At 74.4% G+C, this 19,707-nt stretch carries 14 protein-coding genes; 11 read left to right on the top strand and 3 right to left on the bottom strand.

All coding sequences use genetic code 11. The features are described 5' to 3' along the window. The first annotated feature begins 3 nt into the window (after positions 1 to 3). The 10 genes from DMB38_RS33860 to DMB38_RS33905 all read left to right on the top strand — a co-directional run bounded on the left by DMB38_RS33860 (position 4) and on the right by DMB38_RS33905 (position 15,407). Complete coding sequence (locus tag DMB38_RS33860; protein ID WP_240662623.1) at positions 4 to 6,549, top strand: non-ribosomal peptide synthetase; 6,546 nt, start codon at positions 4 to 6, stop codon at positions 6,547 to 6,549. Positions 6,550 to 6,679: 130 nt separating this feature from the next. Next, the gene (locus DMB38_RS33865) at positions 6,680 to 7,843 is read left to right on the top strand and encodes a cytochrome P450 (protein ID WP_125938385.1); all 1,164 of its coding nucleotides are present in this window, start codon (positions 6,680 to 6,682) and stop codon (positions 7,841 to 7,843) included. An 8-nt stretch (positions 7,844 to 7,851) separates the two neighbouring features. Further along, complete coding sequence (locus DMB38_RS33870) at positions 7,852 to 9,066, top strand: cytochrome P450 (protein ID WP_125938386.1); 1,215 nt, start codon at positions 7,852 to 7,854, stop codon at positions 9,064 to 9,066. A 24-nt stretch (positions 9,067 to 9,090) separates the two neighbouring features. Continuing rightward, positions 9,091 to 9,372 (top strand): ferredoxin, encoded by a 282-nt coding sequence (locus DMB38_RS33875; RefSeq protein ID WP_240662624.1) that lies wholly within the window; start codon positions 9,091 to 9,093, stop codon positions 9,370 to 9,372. Between the two features lie 154 nt (positions 9,373 to 9,526). Further along, positions 9,527 to 10,069, top strand: coding sequence for a hypothetical protein (locus DMB38_RS33880; protein ID WP_047019294.1), 543 nt, complete (start codon positions 9,527 to 9,529; stop codon positions 10,067 to 10,069). Further along, entirely contained in the window at positions 10,066 to 11,448 is a 1,383-nt protein-coding gene (locus tag DMB38_RS33885; RefSeq protein ID WP_125938387.1) for a peptidoglycan-binding domain-containing protein, read from the top strand. Before DMB38_RS33880 ends, DMB38_RS33885 begins: the two co-directional genes overlap by 4 nt. Further along, positions 11,445 to 12,173, top strand: coding sequence for an ABC transporter ATP-binding protein (locus DMB38_RS33890; RefSeq protein WP_125938388.1), 729 nt, complete (start codon positions 11,445 to 11,447; stop codon positions 12,171 to 12,173). Before DMB38_RS33885 ends, DMB38_RS33890 begins: the two co-directional genes overlap by 4 nt. After that, a complete protein-coding gene (locus tag DMB38_RS33895) occupies positions 12,170 to 13,426 on the top strand; it encodes an ABC transporter permease (RefSeq protein WP_125938389.1) in 1,257 nt (418 codons plus the stop codon). The genes DMB38_RS33890 and DMB38_RS33895 overlap by 4 nt, the downstream gene beginning before the upstream one ends. Positions 13,427 to 13,603: 177 nt before the next feature. Continuing rightward, complete coding sequence (locus DMB38_RS33900) at positions 13,604 to 14,257, top strand: response regulator transcription factor (protein ID WP_125938390.1); 654 nt, start codon at positions 13,604 to 13,606, stop codon at positions 14,255 to 14,257. Next, complete coding sequence (locus DMB38_RS33905) at positions 14,238 to 15,407, top strand: ATP-binding protein (protein ID WP_125938391.1); 1,170 nt, start codon at positions 14,238 to 14,240, stop codon at positions 15,405 to 15,407. Before DMB38_RS33900 ends, DMB38_RS33905 begins: the two co-directional genes overlap by 20 nt. Before the next feature lie 34 nt (positions 15,408 to 15,441). Here DMB38_RS33905 and DMB38_RS33910 read toward each other — a convergent pair whose 3' ends face one another. Next, positions 15,442 to 16,476 (bottom strand): hypothetical protein, encoded by a 1,035-nt coding sequence (locus DMB38_RS33910; protein ID WP_125938392.1) that lies wholly within the window; start codon positions 16,474 to 16,476, stop codon positions 15,442 to 15,444. Positions 16,477 to 16,716: 240 nt separating this feature from the next. Between DMB38_RS33910 and DMB38_RS33915 the strand changes: the two genes are divergently transcribed. Continuing rightward, positions 16,717 to 17,574 carry a phytanoyl-CoA dioxygenase family protein gene (locus DMB38_RS33915; RefSeq protein ID WP_125938393.1) on the top strand — a complete coding sequence of 286 codons (858 nt, stop codon included), beginning with the start codon at positions 16,717 to 16,719 and terminating at the stop codon, positions 17,572 to 17,574. A gap of 87 nt (positions 17,575 to 17,661) precedes the next feature. Here the strand turns inward: DMB38_RS33915 and DMB38_RS33920 are convergent, their stop codons facing one another. Both DMB38_RS33920 and ligD read right to left on the bottom strand, forming a co-directional pair. Beyond that, positions 17,662 to 18,567 (bottom strand): Gfo/Idh/MocA family oxidoreductase, encoded by a 906-nt coding sequence (locus DMB38_RS33920; protein ID WP_125938394.1) that lies wholly within the window; start codon positions 18,565 to 18,567, stop codon positions 17,662 to 17,664. A 95-nt stretch (positions 18,568 to 18,662) separates the two neighbouring features. Then, a complete protein-coding gene (gene ligD / locus DMB38_RS33925) occupies positions 18,663 to 19,673 on the bottom strand; it encodes a non-homologous end-joining DNA ligase (RefSeq protein ID WP_125938395.1) in 1,011 nt (336 codons plus the stop codon). Between the last annotated feature and the right edge of the window lie 34 nt (positions 19,674 to 19,707).

Raw genomic sequence — 19,707 nt, forward strand, 5'->3', positions numbered from 1 at the left:
GCGATGAGCCGATCCCTGGTCGAGGACGTGTGGCCGCTGTCGCCGCTGCAGGAAGGCATGCTCTTCCACGCGGCGCTCGCCGGTACCGGACCCGACGTCTACACCGTGCAGTCCGCCCTGGACATCGAAGGTCCCCTGGACCCCGCCCGGCTGCGCGCGTCGTGGCAGGCGCTCCTCGCCCGGCACGCCGCGCTGCGCGCCTGCTTCCGGCAGGTCAGCGGCGCGAAGATGGTGCAGGTCATCGCGCGTGACGTGGAGCTGCCGTGGCGGGAGGAGGACCTGTCCGGGCTCACCGAGGACGACGCGAGGGCCGAGCTGGACCGGCTCACGGCGCGCCGGCTCGCCGAGCGGATCGACCTGGCGAGCGCGCCGCTGATGCGCTTCCTCCTCGTCCGTCTCGGGGCGGACCGGCACCGGCTGGTGATGACGTTCCACCACATCCTCATGGACGGCTGGTCGATGCCCGTCCTGCTCACCGAGCTGTCCGCCGTCTACGCCGCCGGGGGCGACGCCTCGAAGCTGAAGAGAGTGCCGTCGTACGGCCAGTACCTGGCGTGGCTGGGCCGCCAGGACAAGGACGCGGCGCGCGCCGCCTGGCGGGCGGAGCTGGCGGGAGCCGACGAACCGACGCTCGTCGTCCCCGCCGACCCGGCGCGCGCGGCCGTCTTCCCCGAGCACGTCTTCGGCGACGTCCCCGAGGACGTCACGAAGGGCCTGCGGGACCTGGCCCGCGCGGAGGGCCTCACCCTCAACACCGTGGTGCAGGGCGCCTGGTCGCTGGTCCTGGCCCGGCTGGCGCGCCGCACGGACGTCGTCTTCGGCGCCACCGCCGCCGGGCGGCCCGCGGAGCTGGCGGGCGTCGAGTCGATGGTGGGCCTGCTGCTCAACACCCTGCCGGTGCGCGTACGGCTCGACGGCGGGCAGCCCGTGACGGAGCTGCTGGCCGACCTCCAGCGGCGCCAGTCGGAGCTGATGGCGCACCAGCACCTCGGGCTGCCGGAGGTGCAGCGCCTCGCGGGCCCCGGCGCGGTCTTCGACACCCTGGTGCTCTACGAGAGCTTCCCCCCGCCGCCCGCCGGGGCTGGCGGTCCGGGCGCGCTCACCATCCGCCCCTCGGGTATGTCCCGGGACGCGGCGCACTACCCGCTGACGCTGGTCGTGACCCCGGCCGGGGACCGGCTGCGCTGCAAACTCGACTACCGGCCCGATCTGTTCGACCCCGCCGCCGCCACGGCGATCTTCCGGCGGGTGGTGCGGGTGCTGGAGCAGGTGGTGGCGGACCCGTCGGTGCGGGTGGGAGACGTGGACGTACTGGCGGACGGGGAGCGGACGCCGGTGGTGTCGGGCTGGAACGCGACGGAGTTGGCGGTGCCGTCGGGTTCGGTGCTGGACCGGTTCGAGGCGCGGGCGCGGCGGGCGCCGGAGGCGGTGGCCGTGCGGTGCGGGGCGGAGGAGTTGTCGTACGGGGAGCTGGACGCGCGGGCGAATCGGCTGGCGCGGTATCTGCGGCGGCTCGGGGTGGGCCGGGAGTCGCGGGTGGGGTTGTGTCTGCCGCGGGGGGTCGAGATGGTCGCGGGGATGCTCGCGGCGTGGAAGGCCGGGGGCGCGTATGTGCCGCTCGACCCCGCCTATCCGGCCGAGCGGCTGGCGTTCATGGTGGCCGACAGCCGGGCGCAGGTCGTGCTGAGTACCGGAGACCTTGCGCCCAAGGGCGCGGTGCGGCTGGACGAGGCCGCGGGGGAGATCGCGGCGGAGTCGGTGGAGCCGCTGGGCACGGTGCTGGAGCCGGGGCAGCTCGCGTACGTGATCTACACCTCCGGATCCACGGGCCGCCCCAAGGGCGTCGCGGTGCCCCACCGCGGCCCGGCGAACCTGGCCGAGGCGATGCGTCCGGTCCTGGGGATGGCGGAGGACGTGACGGCGTTGCAGTTCGCGTCGTTCAGCTTCGACGCCGCGGTACTGGACGTCGCCGTCACCCTGGCGGCGGGAGGCACGCTGGCGATCGCGTCGGACGAGGAGCGGGTGGAGCCCGCGGCGCTGGCCGGGATGGTCCGTAGCGCCGGGGTGTCCGTGGCGAGTGTGGTGCCGTCCCTCCTGAGCGTCCTCGACCCGGCCGCGGTCACGGGCGTACGGAACTGGGTGCTGGGCGCCGAACTGCTCACCGCCGACCTGGCGTCCCGCTGGACCGGCCAGGCGCGGGTGTGGAACACGTACGGCCCGACCGAGGCCACCGTCATCACCACCGCCACCCCCCTCGACGCGGACCTCAATCCCGCCGACCCGCCGCCCCCCATCGGCCGCCCCATCGGCAACACCCGCACCTACGTCCTCGACGACTTCCTCCGGCCCGTGCCGCAGGGCGTCACCGGTGAGGTGTACATCGCGGGACCGGGCCTGGCCCGCGGCTACATCGGCCGGGGCGGGCTCACCGCAGAACGCTTCGTCGCCTGCCCCTTCGAGCCCGGCGCACGCATGTACCGCTCCGGCGACCTCGCCGCCTGGAAGCCCGACGGGCAACTGGCCTTCCGCGGCCGCGCCGACGAGCAGGTCAAGATCCGCGGCTTCCGCGTCGAACCCGGCGAGATCGAAGCCGTCCTCGCCGCCCACCCCGACGTGTCCCGCGCCGCCGTGGTCGTACGCGAGGACCGCCCTGGCGACAAGAGGCTCGTCGCCTACGTCGTCCCCGGCGGCCCGGATGCGGACATCGACGCCGTGCGCGCCCACGCCGCCGCCCGGCTGCCCGCGCACATGCTGCCCGCCGCCGTGCTCGCCCTGGAGAGCCTGCCGCTGACGCCCAGCGGCAAGCTCGACCGCGCCGCCCTGCCCGCCCCCGACTTCGCCGAGCGCGCCACCGGCCGTGCACCCGAGGGTGAGACCGAGGAGGCGCTGTGCGCGCTCTTCGCCGACGTCCTCGGCGTCGAACGGGTCGGCGCCGACGACAGCTTCTTCGACCTCGGCGGCGACTCCGGCCTCGCGATGCGCCTCGCCGGCCGGATCCGGGAGGACTTCGGCGCCGAGCTGAACATGCGGCAGTTCTTCGGCGCCCCCACCCCCGTGGGCGTGACGCGGATGCTGGCGTCCAAGACCCGCCCCGCCCTGCGCGCCGTCGAGCACCCGGACGAAGTACCGGCGTCCGCCGGCCAGGTGCGCACGTGGCTGATGGACCGGCTCGCCGAGGACTCCGCCGCGTACCGCACGTCCGTCGCGCTGCGCCTCACCGGCGAACTGGACCGCGACGCGCTCCGCGCGGCACTCGGCGACATCGCGGCCCGCCACGATGCGCTGCGCACCATCTTCGCCGCCGAAGGCGGCGCCGGCCTGCGGCAGCGCGTCCTCGGCCCGGCCGCCGCGCGGCCCGCGCCGGAGGTGGTCCCCGCCACCGAGGCGGAGCTGCCGGAGCTGCTGGCGGCCCGCGCCGCGCACGTCTTCGACCTCACCGTCGAACCGCCGTGGACGCAGACCCTGTTCACGCTGTCGGAGACGGAGCACGTCCTGCTCCTCGTCGTGCACCGCATCGCCGCCGACGACGAGTCGCTCGACGTCATGCTGCGCGACCTGTCGGCGGCGTACGGGGCGCGCCGCGAGGGGCGTACGCCCGAACGCGCGCCGCTGCCGCTGCAGTTCGCCGACTACGCGCTCTGGGAACGCGAACTCCTCGCCGGCGAGGACGACCCGGAGAGTCTGATCAGCGACCAACTGGTGTACTGGAAGGACACCCTCGCCGGGCTCGCCCCGGAGCTGCGGCTGCCCGCCGACCGGCCGCGGCCCCAGCTCGCGACGCACCGCACCGGGCAGGTGCCGCTGCGCGTCGAGGCCGACGTGCACGAGCGGCTGACGGAGCTGGACGAGGCCGGCGAAGGCGCGTTCACCGTCGTGCAGGCGGCGCTCGCGCTGCTGCTCACCCGGCTGGGCGCGGGCGCCGACATCACCGTGGGCGCGCTGCTGCCGCGGCGGGACGAGGAGGGCGCGCTGGAGGGCGTGGTGGGACCCTTCGCCGGCCCGATCGCGCTGCGCACCGACACCTCGGGCGACCCCACCTTCCGCGAACTCCTCGGCCGCGTACGGGAGGCGAACCTCGAAGCGCGCCGCCACCAGGACCTGCCATTCGAGCGCCTGGTCGACGTGCTGGAGCTGCCGCCGTCCGCGGCGCGGCACCCCGTCGTGCAGGTCATGCTCGACGTGCGCGACGGCACCACCGGCGAGGAGGACACCTCCGAGCTGCCCGGGCTGAGCACCGGCCGCCTCGACCTCGGCCCCGCCGCGTCCGAGCTGGACCTGTCGGTGAGCCTCAGCGAGTGGTATCGCGCGGACGGCTCGGGGGACGGCCTCGACGGCCATCTGCGCTACGCCGCCGAGCTGTTCGACGCGGACACCGCCGCCGCGCTCGCCCGCCGCCTCGTGCGCGTACTGCGGCAGGTCGCGGACGACCCGGACGTACGCCTCGGCGACGTCGACGTGCTGCTGGACCCGGCAGAGCACCACCGGCTCGTACGGGAGTGGAACGACACCGCGGCCCCGCTGCCGGACACCACCGTCGTCGGGCTCCTCGCCGGCCGGGCGGCCCGCACCCCCGACGCCGTCGCCGTCACCGACCAGGACGGCGCGCTGACGTACGGGGCGCTGGACACCGCCTCCGGGATGCTCGCCCGCCGGCTGGCCGCCCGCGGCGTCGGCGCGGAGGACACCGTCGCTGTGGCGCTGCCGCTGGGCGCCCGGCTTGCCGTCGCGCTCCTCGGGGTGCTGAAGGCCGGCGCCGCCTGCCTGTTCACCGGACCCGACCGGCCGATGCAGGCGCTCGCGCCGCTGCGCGGCCACCGGCCCGCCGCGCTGATCTGCACCGCGACCACCGCAGGACTGCTGCCCGCCGACCACGCGATGACGGTCGTCCCGCTCGGCAATCCCGTCCTGGCCGCCGCCCGCGGCACGTACGCGGGACCGGGGCCCGACGGCGAGACGGGCACCGCGGTGCCGCGCCCCGGCCACGCCGCGCTGCTGCTGGACTCCACGACGCCGCACGGCGTGCCCGCGGGCGTCGTGGTCGAGCACCGCTCGCTGGTCGGCCACCTCGCGGACGGAGCCGACGAGGTCCCGGACCGCGCGGCGGACGAGGGCCCGCGGCACCTGACCCTGGACGAACGGGCCCCCGTCGAGGCCGTGGTCACCCCGCTGCTCCGCGCGCTCTGCGCCGGCGAGAGCGTCCTGCTCGGCAAGCCCGACCCCCGCGCCGCCCGCCGTGCGCTCACCACCCGCGACCTGCTCTGGACCCTGGCGGAACTGCCCGCAGGCGACCCGTCGTTCGCGGAGGTCACCGTCATCGAGGACGGCGCCGCCGCCTCCGACGTCGACGCCCGCGAATGGCGCGCCCGGCACCCGGACGCCGCGCTGGTCACCGGCTACGGCCCGGCCGGCACCGCGGGACCCTGGCTGCACCACCGCACCGCCCCCGGCGCGCCCCTGCCCGCCGAGGTGCCCACCGGCAGCCTGGGACCCCACACCCGCGCCTACGTCCTCGACGACCGGCTCCGCCCCGTCCCGCCCGGCGCCGTCGGCGACCTGTACGTCGCCGGCGCCACCCTCGCCCGTGGCTACCACGGCAGCACCCGGCTCACCGGCGAGCACTTCGTTGCCTGCCCGTACGGCCCTGCTGGGGAGCGGATGCTGCGTACCGGCGAGCGCGCCAGGTGGAGCACCGCGGGGCTGCTGACCGTACGCGACAGGCAGGCCGAGGAGCACGACGCGGCGCTCGCGCAGGCCCGCCGCCCCGAGGGCGGCGGCGACCTCGGCGTGCTGCTCCCGTTGCGACAGCAGGGCAGCGGCGCGCCGCTGTTCTGCGTGCACTCCGCCACCGGCCTCGCCTGGAGCTACGCGGTCCTCGTGCCGCACCTCCCGCGGGACCGGCCGGTGTACGGCATCCAGGCGCGCGGCCTCGCCGGGCCCGAGCCGATGCCGAAGAGCGTCGCCGAGATGGCCGCCGACTACGCCGACGAGATGCGGACCGTGCAGCCCGAGGGCCCGTACCACCTGCTCGGCTGGTCCTTCGGCGGCATGCTCGCGCAGGCGGTCGCGGCCCGGCTGGAGGAGCAGGGCGAGCGCGTGGAACTGCTCGCGCTGCTGGACGCGTACCCCGACGGCGGGGCCGGCACCTCGCTCTTCTCCAACGAGGACGCCGCCGGCCGCTCCGCCGCCACCTCCGCCCCGCGGGGCCGGCTCCTCGGCCCCGGCGGCGACGAAGCCGCGGTGCCCGGGGTCAGCGGCCGGCTGCGCTCGCGGATGGACCAGGTCATGCGCAACTCGGCCGGGTTCGCCCCCGAGCACACCCCGCGCCGCACGACGGGCGACCTGCTGCTCTTCGTCGCCACCGAGGACCGCCCGGCGGGGCTCCCCGTCGCCGACGCCGTCGAGAGCTGGAAGCCGTACGTCGCCGGAAACGTCGAGCCGCACGAGATCGAGGCCGACCACTTCGGAATGCTGAAATCCGCCCCCGCGGCGCACATCGGCCGCATTCTCGCCGAGCGGCTGGGCATTCCCGGCGAGACCACGGAGAAATGAGCGTGGCATTGCGGGATACGGAATCCGGCAACCCGTATTCCGTATCCCGCGGTGCGACCCGGAAAAGCGCGCCCTCAGCCCCGGCGGCGTGCAGAAATGACGCACGAATTCAGGGAGAAGGAGCGCGCCCATGGCCAAGTCACCGGAGATTCCCGTACACAACCGCAGGGACGGTCTCGAACCCCTGCCCGAGCTGCGCCGGATGAGCCGGGAGACGCCGCTGCTCGAAACCCCGCGCGACTGGGTCGCCACCGGCCAGGCCGAGGTGCGCCAGATCCTCGGCGACGCCGACCGCTTCAGCACCATGCCGCCCGCCGACACCGAGGAGGACCGGCGGCGCCAGATCCAGGAGGGCAACCTCCTGCAGTACGACCCGCCGGACCACACCCGGCTGCGCCAGATGCTCACCCCCGAGTTCACCAACCGGCGGATGCGCAGACTGGAGCCCTTCATCGAGGAGATCGTCGCCGAACGCCTCGACGCCCTCGAACGCGCGGGACGGCCCGCCGACTTCATGCGCCACTTCGCCTGGCCCATCCCCGGGCTCGTCAGTTGCGCGCTGCTCGGCGTGCCCCGTGACGACCAGGCGGAGCTGGCCCGCAACCTCGACATCAGCCGGGCCGGCAACCGCAGCCGCAGACAGCAGATGACCGCGGGAAAGGCGTACGTCGGGTACATGAGCCAGCTCGTCGCGCGCAAGCGCCGCGACCCCGGCGACGACCTGCTCGGCATGCTGATCCGCGAGCACGGCGACGACGTCAGCGACACCGAGCTGACCGGCATCGGCACCTCGCTGATGGCCGCGGGATACGAGAACGTCGCCGGCACCCTCGGCCTCGGCACCATGCTGCTGCTCGGCCACCCCGACCAGCTCGCGCTGCTGCTGGAGAAGCCGGAGCTGACCGACCGCGCGGTGGAGGAACTGCTGCGGTACGTCTCCGTGATCGCCACCTCCTCGCCGCGCACCGCCCTCGCCGACGTGCCCGTAGGCGACGCGGTGATCAGGAAGGGCGACGTCGTGGTCTGCTCCCTGCTCGCCGTCAACCGCGCCGCCAGGGACGGCGCAGGACACGACGGCTTCGACATCACCCGCGAGGTCACCTCCCACATGGCCTTCGGCCACGGCATCCACTACTGCCTCGGCGCCCCGCTGACCCGCGTGCAGCTCAGGATCGCGCTCCCGCGGCTGCTGCACCGCTTCCCCGGGCTGCGCCTGGCCGTACCGCCGGAAGAGCTGCGCTACCGGACGCTCGCGCCCAACTACGGCGTCGAAGCGCTGCCGGTCACCTGGTAGGGGAGCCGATGCCACGCCGCCCCGGGCCCGCGCCCGCGTACACCCGCAGAACGCGCTTCGACCCCGCCGCCGAGCTGCGCGCGATCGCCGCGGAACGGCCCGTCACCAGGATCGACGTCGGTCCCGGCGACAGCGAGGAGTACGTCTGGCTGGTCACCGGATACGACGAGGTACGCCAGGTCCTCGGCGACCACGTCCGGTTCTCCACCCGCCGCCGCTTCGGCCGCGCGGCGCGCGCCGACGGGACGTACCCCGACGACCACCGCCCGGACGACATGATCGGGCAGCTCATGGACTACGACCCGCCCGAGCACACCCGGCTGAGGAAGATGCTCACCCCGGAGTTCACCGTCCGCCGGATCCGCCGCCTCCGCCCGCGGATCGAGGAGATCGTCGCCGGCCGCCTCGACGCCGTGGAGCGCGCGGGACCACCCGCCGATCTCGTGGAGCAGTTCGCCACCCCCGTCTCCGGCGCGGTGCTCTGCGAGCTGATCGGCGTCCCCCGCGACGATCGCGACGCGTTCCTGCGCCGCGCCCGTCACCACCTAGACCAGGGCCGCGGCCGGCAGGCGCGGGCCGCCGCCGGCGCCGCCTTCTCGCGCTACCTCGCCGCCCTCATCGCCGGGCAGCGCCGGGACCCGGACGACGGGTTCCTCGGCATGCTCGTACGGGACCACGGAACCGACGTCACCGACAAGGAACTCCGCGGCGTCTGCGTCCTCCTGATGCTCGCCGGCCTCGACAACGTCTCCGGGATGCTGAGCCTCGGCACCCTGGTGCTGCTCGAACACCCCGGCAGGCTCGCGGAGATCCGGGCGGACCCGGGGGCCGTGGACCGTACCGTCGACGAACTGCTGCGCTACCTGACCGTGCCGCATGCGCCCACGCCCCGCACCGCCCTGGAAGACGTCACCGTCGGCGGACAGCTCGTCAGGGCGGGCGAACACGTCGTCGTCTCCCTGCCCACCGCCAACCGCGACCCGGCCCTGACCGCGGACCCCGACCGCTTCGACCCCGCCCGCGAGCCCGCCGCCCACCTCGCCTTCGGCCACGGCATCCACCACTGCCTGGGCGCCGCGCTCGCCCGCATGGAACTCGGCATCGGCTACACGGCGCTGCTGCGCCGCTTCCCGCACCTGCGCCTCGCCGCGCCGGCCGCGGAGGTGCCGTTCCGGCTGCACACGACCGCCTACGGCCTGGAACGGCTGCCGGTCGCCTGGTGACCGGCGGCCGGGGAGGAGACGACGATGGAGATACGGGTCGACCGCGCCAGGTGCGTGGGGTCCGGGCTCTGCATGATGCATGTGCCCGCGGTCTTCGACCAGTCCGAGGACGACGGCAAGGTGCTGCTCGCCACCGCGCACCCCGGGCCCGCGCTCGCCAGGTCCGTACGGGCCGCCGCCGGCCGGTGCCCCGGGCGGGCCATCTCGCTGCACGACGGGGCCGGGAGCGAGGGCTCCGACGGTGCCGACGGCGCCGCCGGCACCGAAAGGGCCGGCACGACTACCGGTTCGGGCAGTCCTGCCTGAAGTTCTTCTGAGGAAAAGGCGCGTCCCCGCGGCGCGCTGAGCACCGCCGACAGAACGGCATTCATGGAATTCTCATCAAGGCCGCCGCCGACGCTCTTCGTCGGCGGCGTTCTGTATCCGCCCTGTGACCGGCGCTCGCGTAGAACTTGGGCCCATGTTCACCACACGCAAACGCGCATTCGCGCAGACCCTGCTCGCCTCGTCCGCACTCGTCGTCAGCGTCGTGCTGGCGGGGTGCTCCGACGATTCCGAGGCCGCCTCCTCCGACGGCGGCACGTCCGCCTCTCCGGGCAGCCCGTTCGACCAGGCGGTCGAGTACGCGCAGTGCATGCGTGACAACGGGGTGCCGGAGTTCAAGGACCCGGTGCAGGACACCGGCGGCGTCATGTTCAACCAGGGTGGCTTCGACCCGGAGTCCGCCGAGTTCAAGGCCGCGGAGGAAGCCTGCCGCGACAAGCAGCCGCAGCGCCAGGGCGGCCCCAACGGCGGTGAGCCGCTGGACTCCGAGAAGGTCGCGGAGTGGGCCGAGTGCATCCGCCAGAACGGCGTGCCCGATTTCCCCGACCCGGAGATCGAGGGCAACAGCATGGTCGTCGACATCGGTGCCGCCGACCCGACGACGTTCGAGCCCGCCAGGCAGGCATGCCAGGACAAGTACCCCGGCGGCGGGATGCGGATCGGCGGGGGCCCGCAGTGACCAGCAGGGAGGAGACGGAGGAGCTGAACCTGCGGGAACGGCCCCCGGGCGCGCTGGAGGTCCGCCCGCCCGGGCCGCTCACCGCGGGCGGCGACCCCGAGGGGGGCGGTCCCGGCGGCGAACTCGCCACCGCGGCCCCGCCCGCCGAAGGCGACGGCGCGCCGAGCGGCCCCGAGCCGGCGCGCAAGAGCCGCAAGCTGCGGATGGCGCTGATCGTGGTGATCGCGATCGGCGTCGCCGCCGCGGCGGGGCTCGCCGCCACCGGCGCGCTCGGCGGCGAGGACTCGGAAGAGCCCGCCGCCGGCCCGTCCGGACCGGCCGCGACGGCCGAGGTGAAACGGACGACGCTCACCAGCAGCGAGACCGTGGACGGCACCCTGGGCTACGGCGACGTGTCCACCGTCGAGGCCATCGCCCCGGCGGCCGGCGGCGCCGACCCCGGCGCGGACACCGGCACCGGCCGGCCGGCAGGCGGCGGCGGAACCGCGGCCGGCTCCGGCGGCGACGCCGCGGACACGGGCGCCGGGATCGTCACGTGGACGCCCAACGAGGGCTCCACGATCAAGCGCGGCGACACCGTCTACAGCGTCGACGGCGAGAAGGTCCCGCTGTTCTACGGCGACACCCCGCTGTACCGCACTCTGTCGGACGGCAGCGAGGGCGGCGACGTCGAGCTGCTGGAACGCAACCTCGACAAGCTCGGCTACACCGGGTTCACCGTCGACGAGACGTACAGCCCGGACACCGCCGACGCGGTCTCCGCCTGGCAGGAGGACATGGGCCGGGAGCAGACCGGCGTCGTCGAGGCCGGCGACGCCGTGACCGCGGAGAGCGCCCGGCGCGTCGCCGCGCTGCAGACCTGGCCCGGCGCCAAGGCCGAGGGCGCGGTGCTCGACTGGACCGGCACCGAGCGGGTCGTCTCCGTGGAGCTGGACGCGCAGTTCGAGGATCTCGTACGGGTCGGCACCAAGGCCGAGGTCGAACTGCCCAACGGCACCACGGTGGACGGCAAGGTGACGGACATCGGCACCCCGCCCGCCGCCTCGGGCTCCAGCTCCGGTGACGCCGGCGGCCAGGGGGAGGAGGACCAGGAGTCCACGCTGCCCCTGCAGTTGACCGTCGGCGAGCAGGACAAGCTCGGCCGCTATCAGGCCGCGCCCGTCGACGTGGTGCTCAAGGCGGACACCCGCGAGGACGTGCTCGCGGTGCCCGTGAACGCACTGGTCGCCCGGCAGGGCGGGGGCTACGCGGTGCAGAAGGTCACCGCCGGCGGGAGCACGGAGTCCGTGCCGGTCGAGTTGGGCATGTTCGCCAACGGGCTCGTCGAGATCACCGGCGACGGCGTCGAGGAAGGTATGTCCGTGGGGGTTCCGAAGTGACCGTCACGGACCATCCGGTGGTCGAGCTGACCGGGGTCACCAAGACCTACGGGGACGTCGCCGCCCTCCGCTCCGCCGACGTCGTCATCCGGCGCGGCGAGTTGCTGGCCGTCGTCGGCCCGTCCGGCTCGGGCAAGTCCACCATGCTCAACATCATGGGGACGCTCGACCGCCCCTCCGCGGGCACCGTCCGCATCGACGGCCACGACATCGACCGGCTCAGCGACCGGGAGCTGTCGGCCCTGCGGGCGGGCACGATCGGCTTCGTCTTCCAGCAGTTCCACCTCGCCCCCGGCGTCCCGGCGCTCGACAACGTCGCCGACGGGCTGCTCTACAGCGGCCGGACCCGCGCCGAGCGGCGCCGCCTCGCCGAGCGTGCCATGCGCCGCGTGGGCCTGGGCCACCGCCTCTACCACGAGCCGCACCAGCTCTCCGGCGGCGAGAAGCAGCGCGTCGCCATCGCCCGCGCGGTCCTCGGCGACCCGCCCCTGCTCCTCGCCGACGAGCCCACCGGCGCGCTCGACTCCCGCTCCGGGGCGGTCGTGATGGAGCTGCTGCACCAGCTCCACGAGGCCGGCACCACCGTCGTCGTCATCACCCACGACCGCGACATCGCCGCCTCCCTGCCCCGCGAAGTCCGCCTCAAGGACGGCGGCATCGAGCACGACTCCGCCCCCGTCGCGGCCCTCCCGGCCGCCAGGCTCTCCCAGGAGGCCGTCCGATGACCGCGCCGCACGCGACGGCGGAGCTGGACCGCGCGCAGCCGCCCGTACCGCCGCCGCCCACCCCGCCGAAGCCCGCCCGGATGACCCCGGCGGACATGCTGCGGGTCGGGGGCTCGGGGCTGCGCTCGCGCCCCATGCGGGTCTTCCTCTCCGCGCTCGGGATCGCCATCGGCATCGCCGCGATGATCGGCGTCGTCGGCATCTCCACCTCCTCCACGGAGGATCTGGACCGCCGGCTGAACGCGCTGGGCACCAACCTGCTCACCGTCACCCCCGGGCAGTCGTTCTCGGGCTCCGAGGCCAGCCTCCCGGCGGAGTCCGTGGGCATGATCGGGGCCATCCCGGAGGTCGAGAACGTCTCCGCCGTCGGACGGGTCGACGCCAACGTCTTCCGCAACGACCGGATCCCGGAGGAGCAGACCGGCGGCCTCAGCGTCAGCGCGGCCCGCGTCGACCTGCCCGAGTCCGTCGGGCTGCAGATCACCGAAGGACGCTGGCTGAACGACGCGAACAGCCGCTACCCCGCGGTGGTCCTCGGCCCCAAGGCCGCCGAGCAGCTCGGGATCTACGAGGCGGGGCCCGACGCGCAGGTGTGGCTGGGCGGCAGGTGGTTCACGGTCGTGGGCCTCACGGCGTACAACGAGCTGGTGCCCGAGCTGGACTCGGCCGCGCTGGTCGGCTGGGACGTCGCCGAGGACGAGCTGGGCTTCGCCGGCACCCCCACGACGATCTACACCCGGACCGACGAATCCGCCGTCGCGGACGTGCAGTCGGTCCTCGGCGCCACCGCCAACCCGGAGAACCCCAACGAGGCCACCGTCTCCCGCCCCTCCGACGCCCTGGCGGCCAAGGAGGCCACCGACGAGACCCTCAGCGGCCTGCTGCTGGGACTCGGCGGGGTGGCGCTGATCGTCGGCGGCGTGGGCGTGGCCAACACCATGGTCATCTCCGTCCTCGAACGCCGCTCCGAGATCGGCCTGCGCCGCTCGCTGGGCGCCACCCGCGGCCAGATCCGCAGCCAGTTCCTCTGCGAGGCGCTGCTGCTGTCCGCGCTCGGCGGCCTCGGCGGCGTCGTCCTGGGCATCGGCGTGACCGTCGGCTACGCCACGTCCCAGGACTGGGCGACGGTGGTGCCGATATGGGCGATGGCCGGCGGCATCGGGGCCACGCTCCTCATCGGCGGCCTCGCGGGGTTCTACCCGGCGGTGCGCGCCGCCCGGCTGCCTCCCACCGAGGCGCTGGCCACCACCTGACGTACCGGTGCACCGGCCGGGGGAAGGCGCCACGGTGCACCGATACGCGGATCCGTCCACGCAGACCGCGGTGCCCCTGCTGTCCCCCCGAGCAGCGGGGGCTCCGCCTTCGGGCCGCCCAGCCCTGTGACCTCGGCTGTTACCGGGGGCTTACGCGGTCTCCGGCACGCTGACGGCATGCGCGTGCTGATCGTGGAGGATCACCGGGAGCTGGCCGAGACCGTCGCCACCGGACTGCGCGAGGACGGCATGGACACGGACCTCGCGTACGACGGCCAGGAGGCCATCGACCGTGCCACGAGCAGCGAGTACGACGTGATCGTGCTCGACCGCGACCTGCCCCGGCTCCACGGCGACGAGGTATGCCGCGTGCTGACCCGGCACGGCAGCCGCACCCGGGTGCTGATGCTCACCGCCTCCATCACCGTCGCCGACCGCGTCGACGGCCTCGGCCTCGGCGCCGACGACTACCTCACCAAACCCTTCGCCTTCGCCGAGCTGATCGCCCGCATCCGCGCCCTCGGCCGGCGCCCGTCGAACGCGGTGCCGCCGGTCCTCACCCGCGGCGACCTGACCCTCGTCCCCGCGCAGCACCTCGCCAGCCGCGGCGGACGCCGGCTCGACCTGTCCCGTAAGGAACTCGCGGTGCTGGAGCTGCTGCTGTCCGCGCAGGGCGCCGTGGTCTCCGCCGAGGAGCTTCTCGAACGGGCCTGGGACGGCGGCGCGGATCCATTCACCAACGCCGTGAAGGTCACCGTCAGCAGGCTGCGCCGCAAGCTGGGCGACCCGCCGGTGATCGAGACCGTCCCCCATGCCGGATACCGCATCTGAGCCCGCCCGCCGCGCCGGCCGCCGGCTCCGCTGGACCGTCCGGCTCCGGCTGACGCTGCTGTACGGCGCGCTGTTCCTCGTCTCCGGCGTCGCACTGCTCGCCATCACGTACGCGCTCGTCGCCCGCGGCAACGCCACCAAGGGCGTCCTCGTCAGATTCGACTCCACCCAGACCGGCGGCGGGAGCGACCCGGACATCCAGCACGTGGCCACCGAGCGCCACGAGGCCGCGCTGCAGGCACTGCTCGCCCAGTCCGGCATCGCGCTCGCCCTGATGACCGCCGTCTCCGTCGCCCTGGGCTGGGTGATGGCCGGCCGGGTGCTGCGGCCGGTACGGATCATGGCGGGCCGGGCCCGGCGCATCTCCGAGCACAACCTGCACGCGCGGCTGGCCATAGCGGGCCCCGACGACGAGCTGAAGGACCTCGGCGACACCTTCGACGGGCTGCTGTCCCGGCTGGACGCCGCGTTCGAGGCCCAGCGCCGGTTCGTCGCCAACGCCTCCCACGAACTGCGCACGCCGCTGACGCTCCAGCGCGCGATGGTCGAGGTGGCGCTCTCCCGCCCGGGCGCGGACGCGGCGTCGCTGCGGGCGGTGTGCGAGCGGGTCGTCGCCGCGGGGGAGGAGCAGGAGCGGCTGATCGAAGCCCTGCTGACGCTGGCAGGCAGCCAGAGCGGGCTGGTCGCCGCCGAGCCCGTCGACCTCGCCCGGGTGGTACGGGAGGTGCTGCACGACCGCACCCGGGCCGCGCCCGGCAAGCTGGACCTGCACTCCTCGCTGCGCCCCGCGGTCGCCTCGGGCGACGGACGGCTCATCGCCCGCCTCGCCGGCAACCTGGTGGAGAACGCGCTGCGTTACACGCCGCCCGGCGGCTGGGTGCGGGTCGCCACGGACGTCAAGGAGACGGGCTATCCGATGCTGCGGGTGGTCAACAGCGGCCCGGTGATTCCCGCGGAGCGCATCCCCGACCTGTACGAGCCGTTCCAGCGGCTGCAGCCGCGGGCGGCCGGCGGCGGCTACGGGCTGGGGCTGTCCATCGTCGGCGCCGTCGCCGCCGCGCACCGCGCGGAGGTGACCACGGTGCCCGGTCCCGAGGGCGGGCTGGCGGTCACGGTGGAGTTCCCGCCGCCGGACCCGGCGGACTGGTGAGCGGAACGGGGGAGGAGGACCGGGGGGCGGCGGGTCAGCTCGCGCCGATCATCTCCACCTCGCCGCCGAGCTGTTCGACCTTGCCCTCGTCGGGTACGTGGGCCGCGTTCTGCACGGCGTAGTACTCCCGTACGCCCAGCGGCTCCTTCTCCTTCACGTACAGGCTGGTGGCATCCCCCGGGATGATGTGGAAGCCCGGCCGGGTGGCGAAGTCCACGCGCGCGTCGTAGGAGTTGAAGACGGCCAGCGCACCGCCGTCCGCCGTGCGGAGCGCGTAGACGTCGGGGAAGGCGGGCTTGTACGCGTCGTCCCACTTGCGGTTCTCGGACTCGAACTCGGTCTCGAAGTAGCCGTCGTGCTCGGGCCTTATCCAGTCCCGGCGGGTGGCGTGGTCCTTCACCATGTTCTTGCGGACCTCGCTGTCCGCGAGGAGCTTGCCGTCCTTCTTGCCGCCCGACACATAGAGGTCGTTGACCGCGTCGTCCAGGCCGTCGAGCGCGGTCGTGCCCACCTCGGTGCCGGCGGGCAGCACGGTGGGCAGGCCGCCGTCGCCGCGGGCGACCTCGGGGATCCGGCCCTGGATGCCGACGGACGCGACGTTCTTCCATGTGCCGCCGCCGGCGCGCTCGAAGACCAGCAGGCTGCGGTCGCCCTCGTCGTAACCGGGGCCCTCCACCGGGGCGTCGACCATGTACCAGTCGCCGCGGGCCGGTATGTAGTAGTGGGCCTCGTCGGCGCGGTAGCGGAACGGCTTCTTGTAGAGCGCCTGGTACTTCTTCTCGTACGTGGGGAACTGCCGGTACTGCGCCTGGCTCTGCTGGTACAGCGCGCCGCCCTCGACCTCGCCGAGCGCCTTGCGGTTCAGGGCGGCGTTGGCCGCGTTGTTGGTCTCGACGTAGCGTTCCAGCACCTTGCGGGCCTGGCCCTCGCTGATCACCGGGCGGGGTTGCGCCTTCTCGTCGCCGGCGCCGTCCCCGTCGTCGTCCGAACCGCCGCTGCACCCCGTGGCCAGCAGCAGCGCGGTCAGTCCTGCGGCGGCGGTGGAGACGGCGGTCTTCTTCGTGCCCATGGGCGTTAACCCCCCGATGCGGTCAAGATCAGTGGTCGGGGCGAGTCTAAGCACTGGTCCGGTGGCGTACGCGCCTACCCCCGAACGCCGCTGACGGGTAAACCCCGTGGCGGACACCGGGCCCGCGTGGCTACGGTGGGCGCCATGCGATCCGGATTCGTTTGACGCTGACGGGCCCGTGGCCCTCCTCCCGTCCGATGCGCGAGACGACCTGCCATCGAGACGAGAGGAGACACCGTCATGACGTCGTTCTTCAGCCACCAGCAGATCGAGCACTTCCGCGCCTTCGGCTACGTGGTGCTGCGCGGCCTGCTCACGTACGAGGAGACCGACCGGCTCACCGCCGAGGTGACCACCGCCCTCACCGACGCCTACGGGGGCCTCGGCACCGACACCGACCCGTACGGCGAAGGCGGCATCCGCGGCGACTACGTGCCGCTCGCCGCCGACCGGACGCCCTTCAGCCAGTCGCTGATCGCCGACGACCCGCGGCTCTTCCAGGGCTCCGCGGAACTGTGCGGGCGGATGACCGTGCCCGCGGTGCCCAGCGCGGTGTGCTTCACCGGCAACTCCGGCTGGCACACGGACGTCGGCCCGGACGTGCCCGGGGTGACGTTCCTGGCCCACCTGGAGCCGCGGACCGCGCGGACCGGCGCGCTGCGGGTGGTGCCCGGGTCGCACGACCCGGCGTACGCCCGCCGGCTGGCCGCGTACCACGATCTCGACCCCGCCAACCAGGGCTTCCCCGGCTGGCCGGTGCCCGAGACCGTGCTGCCGACGGAGCCGGGCGACGTGCTGGCGTTCGACGCCCACCTGCTGCACCGCTCCGTGGGCGGCGGGAACCGGCTGGCGTGGCGGACCGAGTACCTCGGGTGGCCCGGGCTCGGTGACGCCGAGGGCATGCGCACGGTGGGGGAGTTGCTCGCCGAGGACGAGTACGAGGACGCCGGGTTCGACCGCGCGCGCTGGCCGGAGTGGGACGAATGGGCGGCCGGGGCCGCGGGGATCGCCTCGCGGCAGACGGCGCTCGACCGGCTGCGCCTGCTCGGCGTCGTGCCCCCGGCCCGTACCGCCGCGCGGGCCCCGGCGGGGTCCTGACGGCGGCCGGAAGTGACAGCCGTGGCCCCCGCCGCAGAGGCGGGGCCACGGCCCTTCCGGGGCGCGGGCCCGGCGGCTACCGCGGGATCACTCGCCCGCGGCCGGCAGCCCTTCCTCGGCCGCCGCGAGGATTTCGGTCACGCGCAGCCCGAGGCGGACGTCGCGGGGGTCGGGGCGGCCGCTTTCGGCCGCCTCCAGCAGGGCGTCCACGGCCCGTACGAACGCGGGCACGGGTCCGTCGTCGTCCCGGTCCGGCGCCGTCTGGACGCCCGGAGTGCCGTGCAGTTCCACGGTGACGCCGGACGCCTGCGGCGGAATGGTGTGGCTGAGGGTGCAGGTGCTCGACGCGCCCGAGGCGTGCCGCAGCGTGAGGTGCACGGTGTCGCCCGGGCCGCGCGCGGAGGTGACGGCGCCGGGCACCGCCGGGTCCACGTCGCCGAGGACCGGCAGCAGCATCGACAGCGCGTGCGGCCCGACGTCCCAGAGCGCGCCCTTCTCGCCGCGCCAGGGCGAGGCCGCGTACGGGCTGTCGGCGCCCGCGAAGACCGGCGAGAGCCAGTCGGCGCGGCCCACGAGCCAGCCCTCCTCGCCTGCCCGCTCGGCCAGCCAGCCCGCGGTCTCGTCGCGGAAGCGCAGCGTGAAGAAGACCACGGACGCCACCCCGGCGCGCTCGACCGCGGTCACCACCCGCCTGGCGGCGGCCACTTCGGTGGCGACGGGCTTGTCCAGCAGCAGATGGCAGCCCGCCGCGGCGGCCCGCTCCGCGAGGGGCGCCTGCACGTCGGGCGGCAGCGCGACGGCCACCGCGTCGCAGTCGGCGAGGAGGGCGTCCACGTCCTCGTACGCGCGCGTGGAGAGGCGGTCGGCGAGCGCACGGGCCGCCTCAGGACGCCGGCCCCACACGCCGGCGATCTCCGCCCGCGGGTGTGCTTGCAGTCCTGGGCCGTGCGCCCGCTCCGCCCAGGGGCCGGTGCCGAGGAGTCCGAATCGCATGCGCCGAGTCTACGATCACGCCATACGCCGCAGGCCGGGCGGCCCGTGCCCGGGCCGCCCCGCCCGGCGCCGGCGGTGCACTCCCGCGCCCCCGGTCACTCCTGAGGCCGCGCCCTGCTGGGCTGTACGCGCTTCGGTTCGCCCGCCATCTTCGGATGGTCCGGCGGGTAGGGCATGTCGCCGTGGCCGTGGTCCCGCTCCTGCCGCGCGGACAGCTCCAGCAGCGAGGTGATGTCGAAGGCGTGCTCGTCCATGTCCGCGTGCACGTCGCCGACCTCGGCGAAGCGTTTCACCATGGTCACCAGGTCGAAGTCGTCCGGCTCGGCGTCGTCCACCTCCTCCCAGCGCAGCGGCGCGGAGACGGGCGCATGCGGGTGCGGCCGCACGGAGTAGGCGGACGCGATGGTGCGGTCGCGGGCCATCTGGTTGTAGTCGACGAAGACCTTCTCGCCGCGCTCCTCCTTCCACCACGCCGTGGTGACCTGCTCCGGCATCCGCCGCTCCAGCTCCCGCCCGGCGGCGATCACCGCGCGGCGCACCTGCACGAAGGTCCAGCGCGGCGCGATCGGCACGAACAGGTGCATCCCGCGGCCGCCGGAGGTCTTCGGCCAGCCGGTGAGCCCGTGTTCGCCGAGGACGGCGCGCATCTCGTGCGCGGCGCGCACGGCGTCGGCGTAGTCCGTGCCGGGCTGCGGGTCGAGGTCGATGCGCAGCTCGTCCGGGTGCTCGGTGTCGCCGCGCCGCACCGGCCACGGGTGGAACGTCAGCGTGCCGTACTGGGCCGCCCAGACGACCGCCGCCGGCTCGGTGGGGCACATCTCGTCCGCGTACCGGCCGCTGGGGAAGGTGATGCGGGCGGTGGGAATCCAGTCGGGTGTGTTCTTCGGCGCGCGCTTCTGGAAGAACGACTCACCGCTTATCCCCTCGGGATAGCGCTCGAGGGTCGTCGGCCGGTCCCGCAGCGCCCGTACGATGCCGTCGCCGACGGCGACGTAGTACTTCGCGAGGTCGAGCTTCGTATAGCCCTTCGCCGGGAAGAAGACCCGGTCGGGGCTGGACAGCCGCACTGTTCTGTCGCCCGCCTGGAGCTGAATCGCTGCACCCATGTGCGTAACGGTAAGGCGGATGTCCGAATCCCGC

Source organism: Streptomyces sp. WAC 06738 (genome assembly GCF_003945505.1).
In the GTDB taxonomy this organism is placed as follows: Bacteria; Actinomycetota; Actinomycetes; order Streptomycetales; family Streptomycetaceae; genus Streptomyces.

What these genes read in the sequence shown, in the direction of transcription:
- DMB38_RS33860 (WP_240662623.1), top strand. Translation starts at nt 4, where the DNA reads ATGAGCCGATCCCTGGTCGAGGACGTGTGGCCGCTGTCGCCGCTGCAG.
- DMB38_RS33865 (WP_125938385.1), top strand. Translation starts at nt 6,680, where the DNA reads ATGGCCAAGTCACCGGAGATTCCCGTACACAACCGCAGGGACGGTCTC.
- DMB38_RS33870 (WP_125938386.1), top strand. Translation starts at nt 7,852, where the DNA reads ATGCCACGCCGCCCCGGGCCCGCGCCCGCGTACACCCGCAGAACGCGC.
- DMB38_RS33875 (WP_240662624.1), top strand. Translation starts at nt 9,091, where the DNA reads ATGGAGATACGGGTCGACCGCGCCAGGTGCGTGGGGTCCGGGCTCTGC.
- DMB38_RS33880 (WP_047019294.1), top strand. Translation starts at nt 9,527, where the DNA reads ATGTTCACCACACGCAAACGCGCATTCGCGCAGACCCTGCTCGCCTCG.
- DMB38_RS33895 (WP_125938389.1), top strand. Translation starts at nt 12,170, where the DNA reads ATGACCGCGCCGCACGCGACGGCGGAGCTGGACCGCGCGCAGCCGCCC.
- DMB38_RS33900 (WP_125938390.1), top strand. Translation starts at nt 13,604, where the DNA reads ATGCGCGTGCTGATCGTGGAGGATCACCGGGAGCTGGCCGAGACCGTC.
- DMB38_RS33905 (WP_125938391.1), top strand. Translation starts at nt 14,238, where the DNA reads ATGCCGGATACCGCATCTGAGCCCGCCCGCCGCGCCGGCCGCCGGCTC.
- DMB38_RS33910 (WP_125938392.1), bottom strand. Translation starts at nt 16,476, where the DNA reads ATGGGCACGAAGAAGACCGCCGTCTCCACCGCCGCCGCAGGACTGACC.
- DMB38_RS33915 (WP_125938393.1), top strand. Translation starts at nt 16,717, where the DNA reads ATGACGTCGTTCTTCAGCCACCAGCAGATCGAGCACTTCCGCGCCTTC.
- DMB38_RS33920 (WP_125938394.1), bottom strand. Translation starts at nt 18,567, where the DNA reads ATGCGATTCGGACTCCTCGGCACCGGCCCCTGGGCGGAGCGGGCGCAC.
- ligD (WP_125938395.1), bottom strand. Translation starts at nt 19,673, where the DNA reads ATGGGTGCAGCGATTCAGCTCCAGGCGGGCGACAGAACAGTGCGGCTG.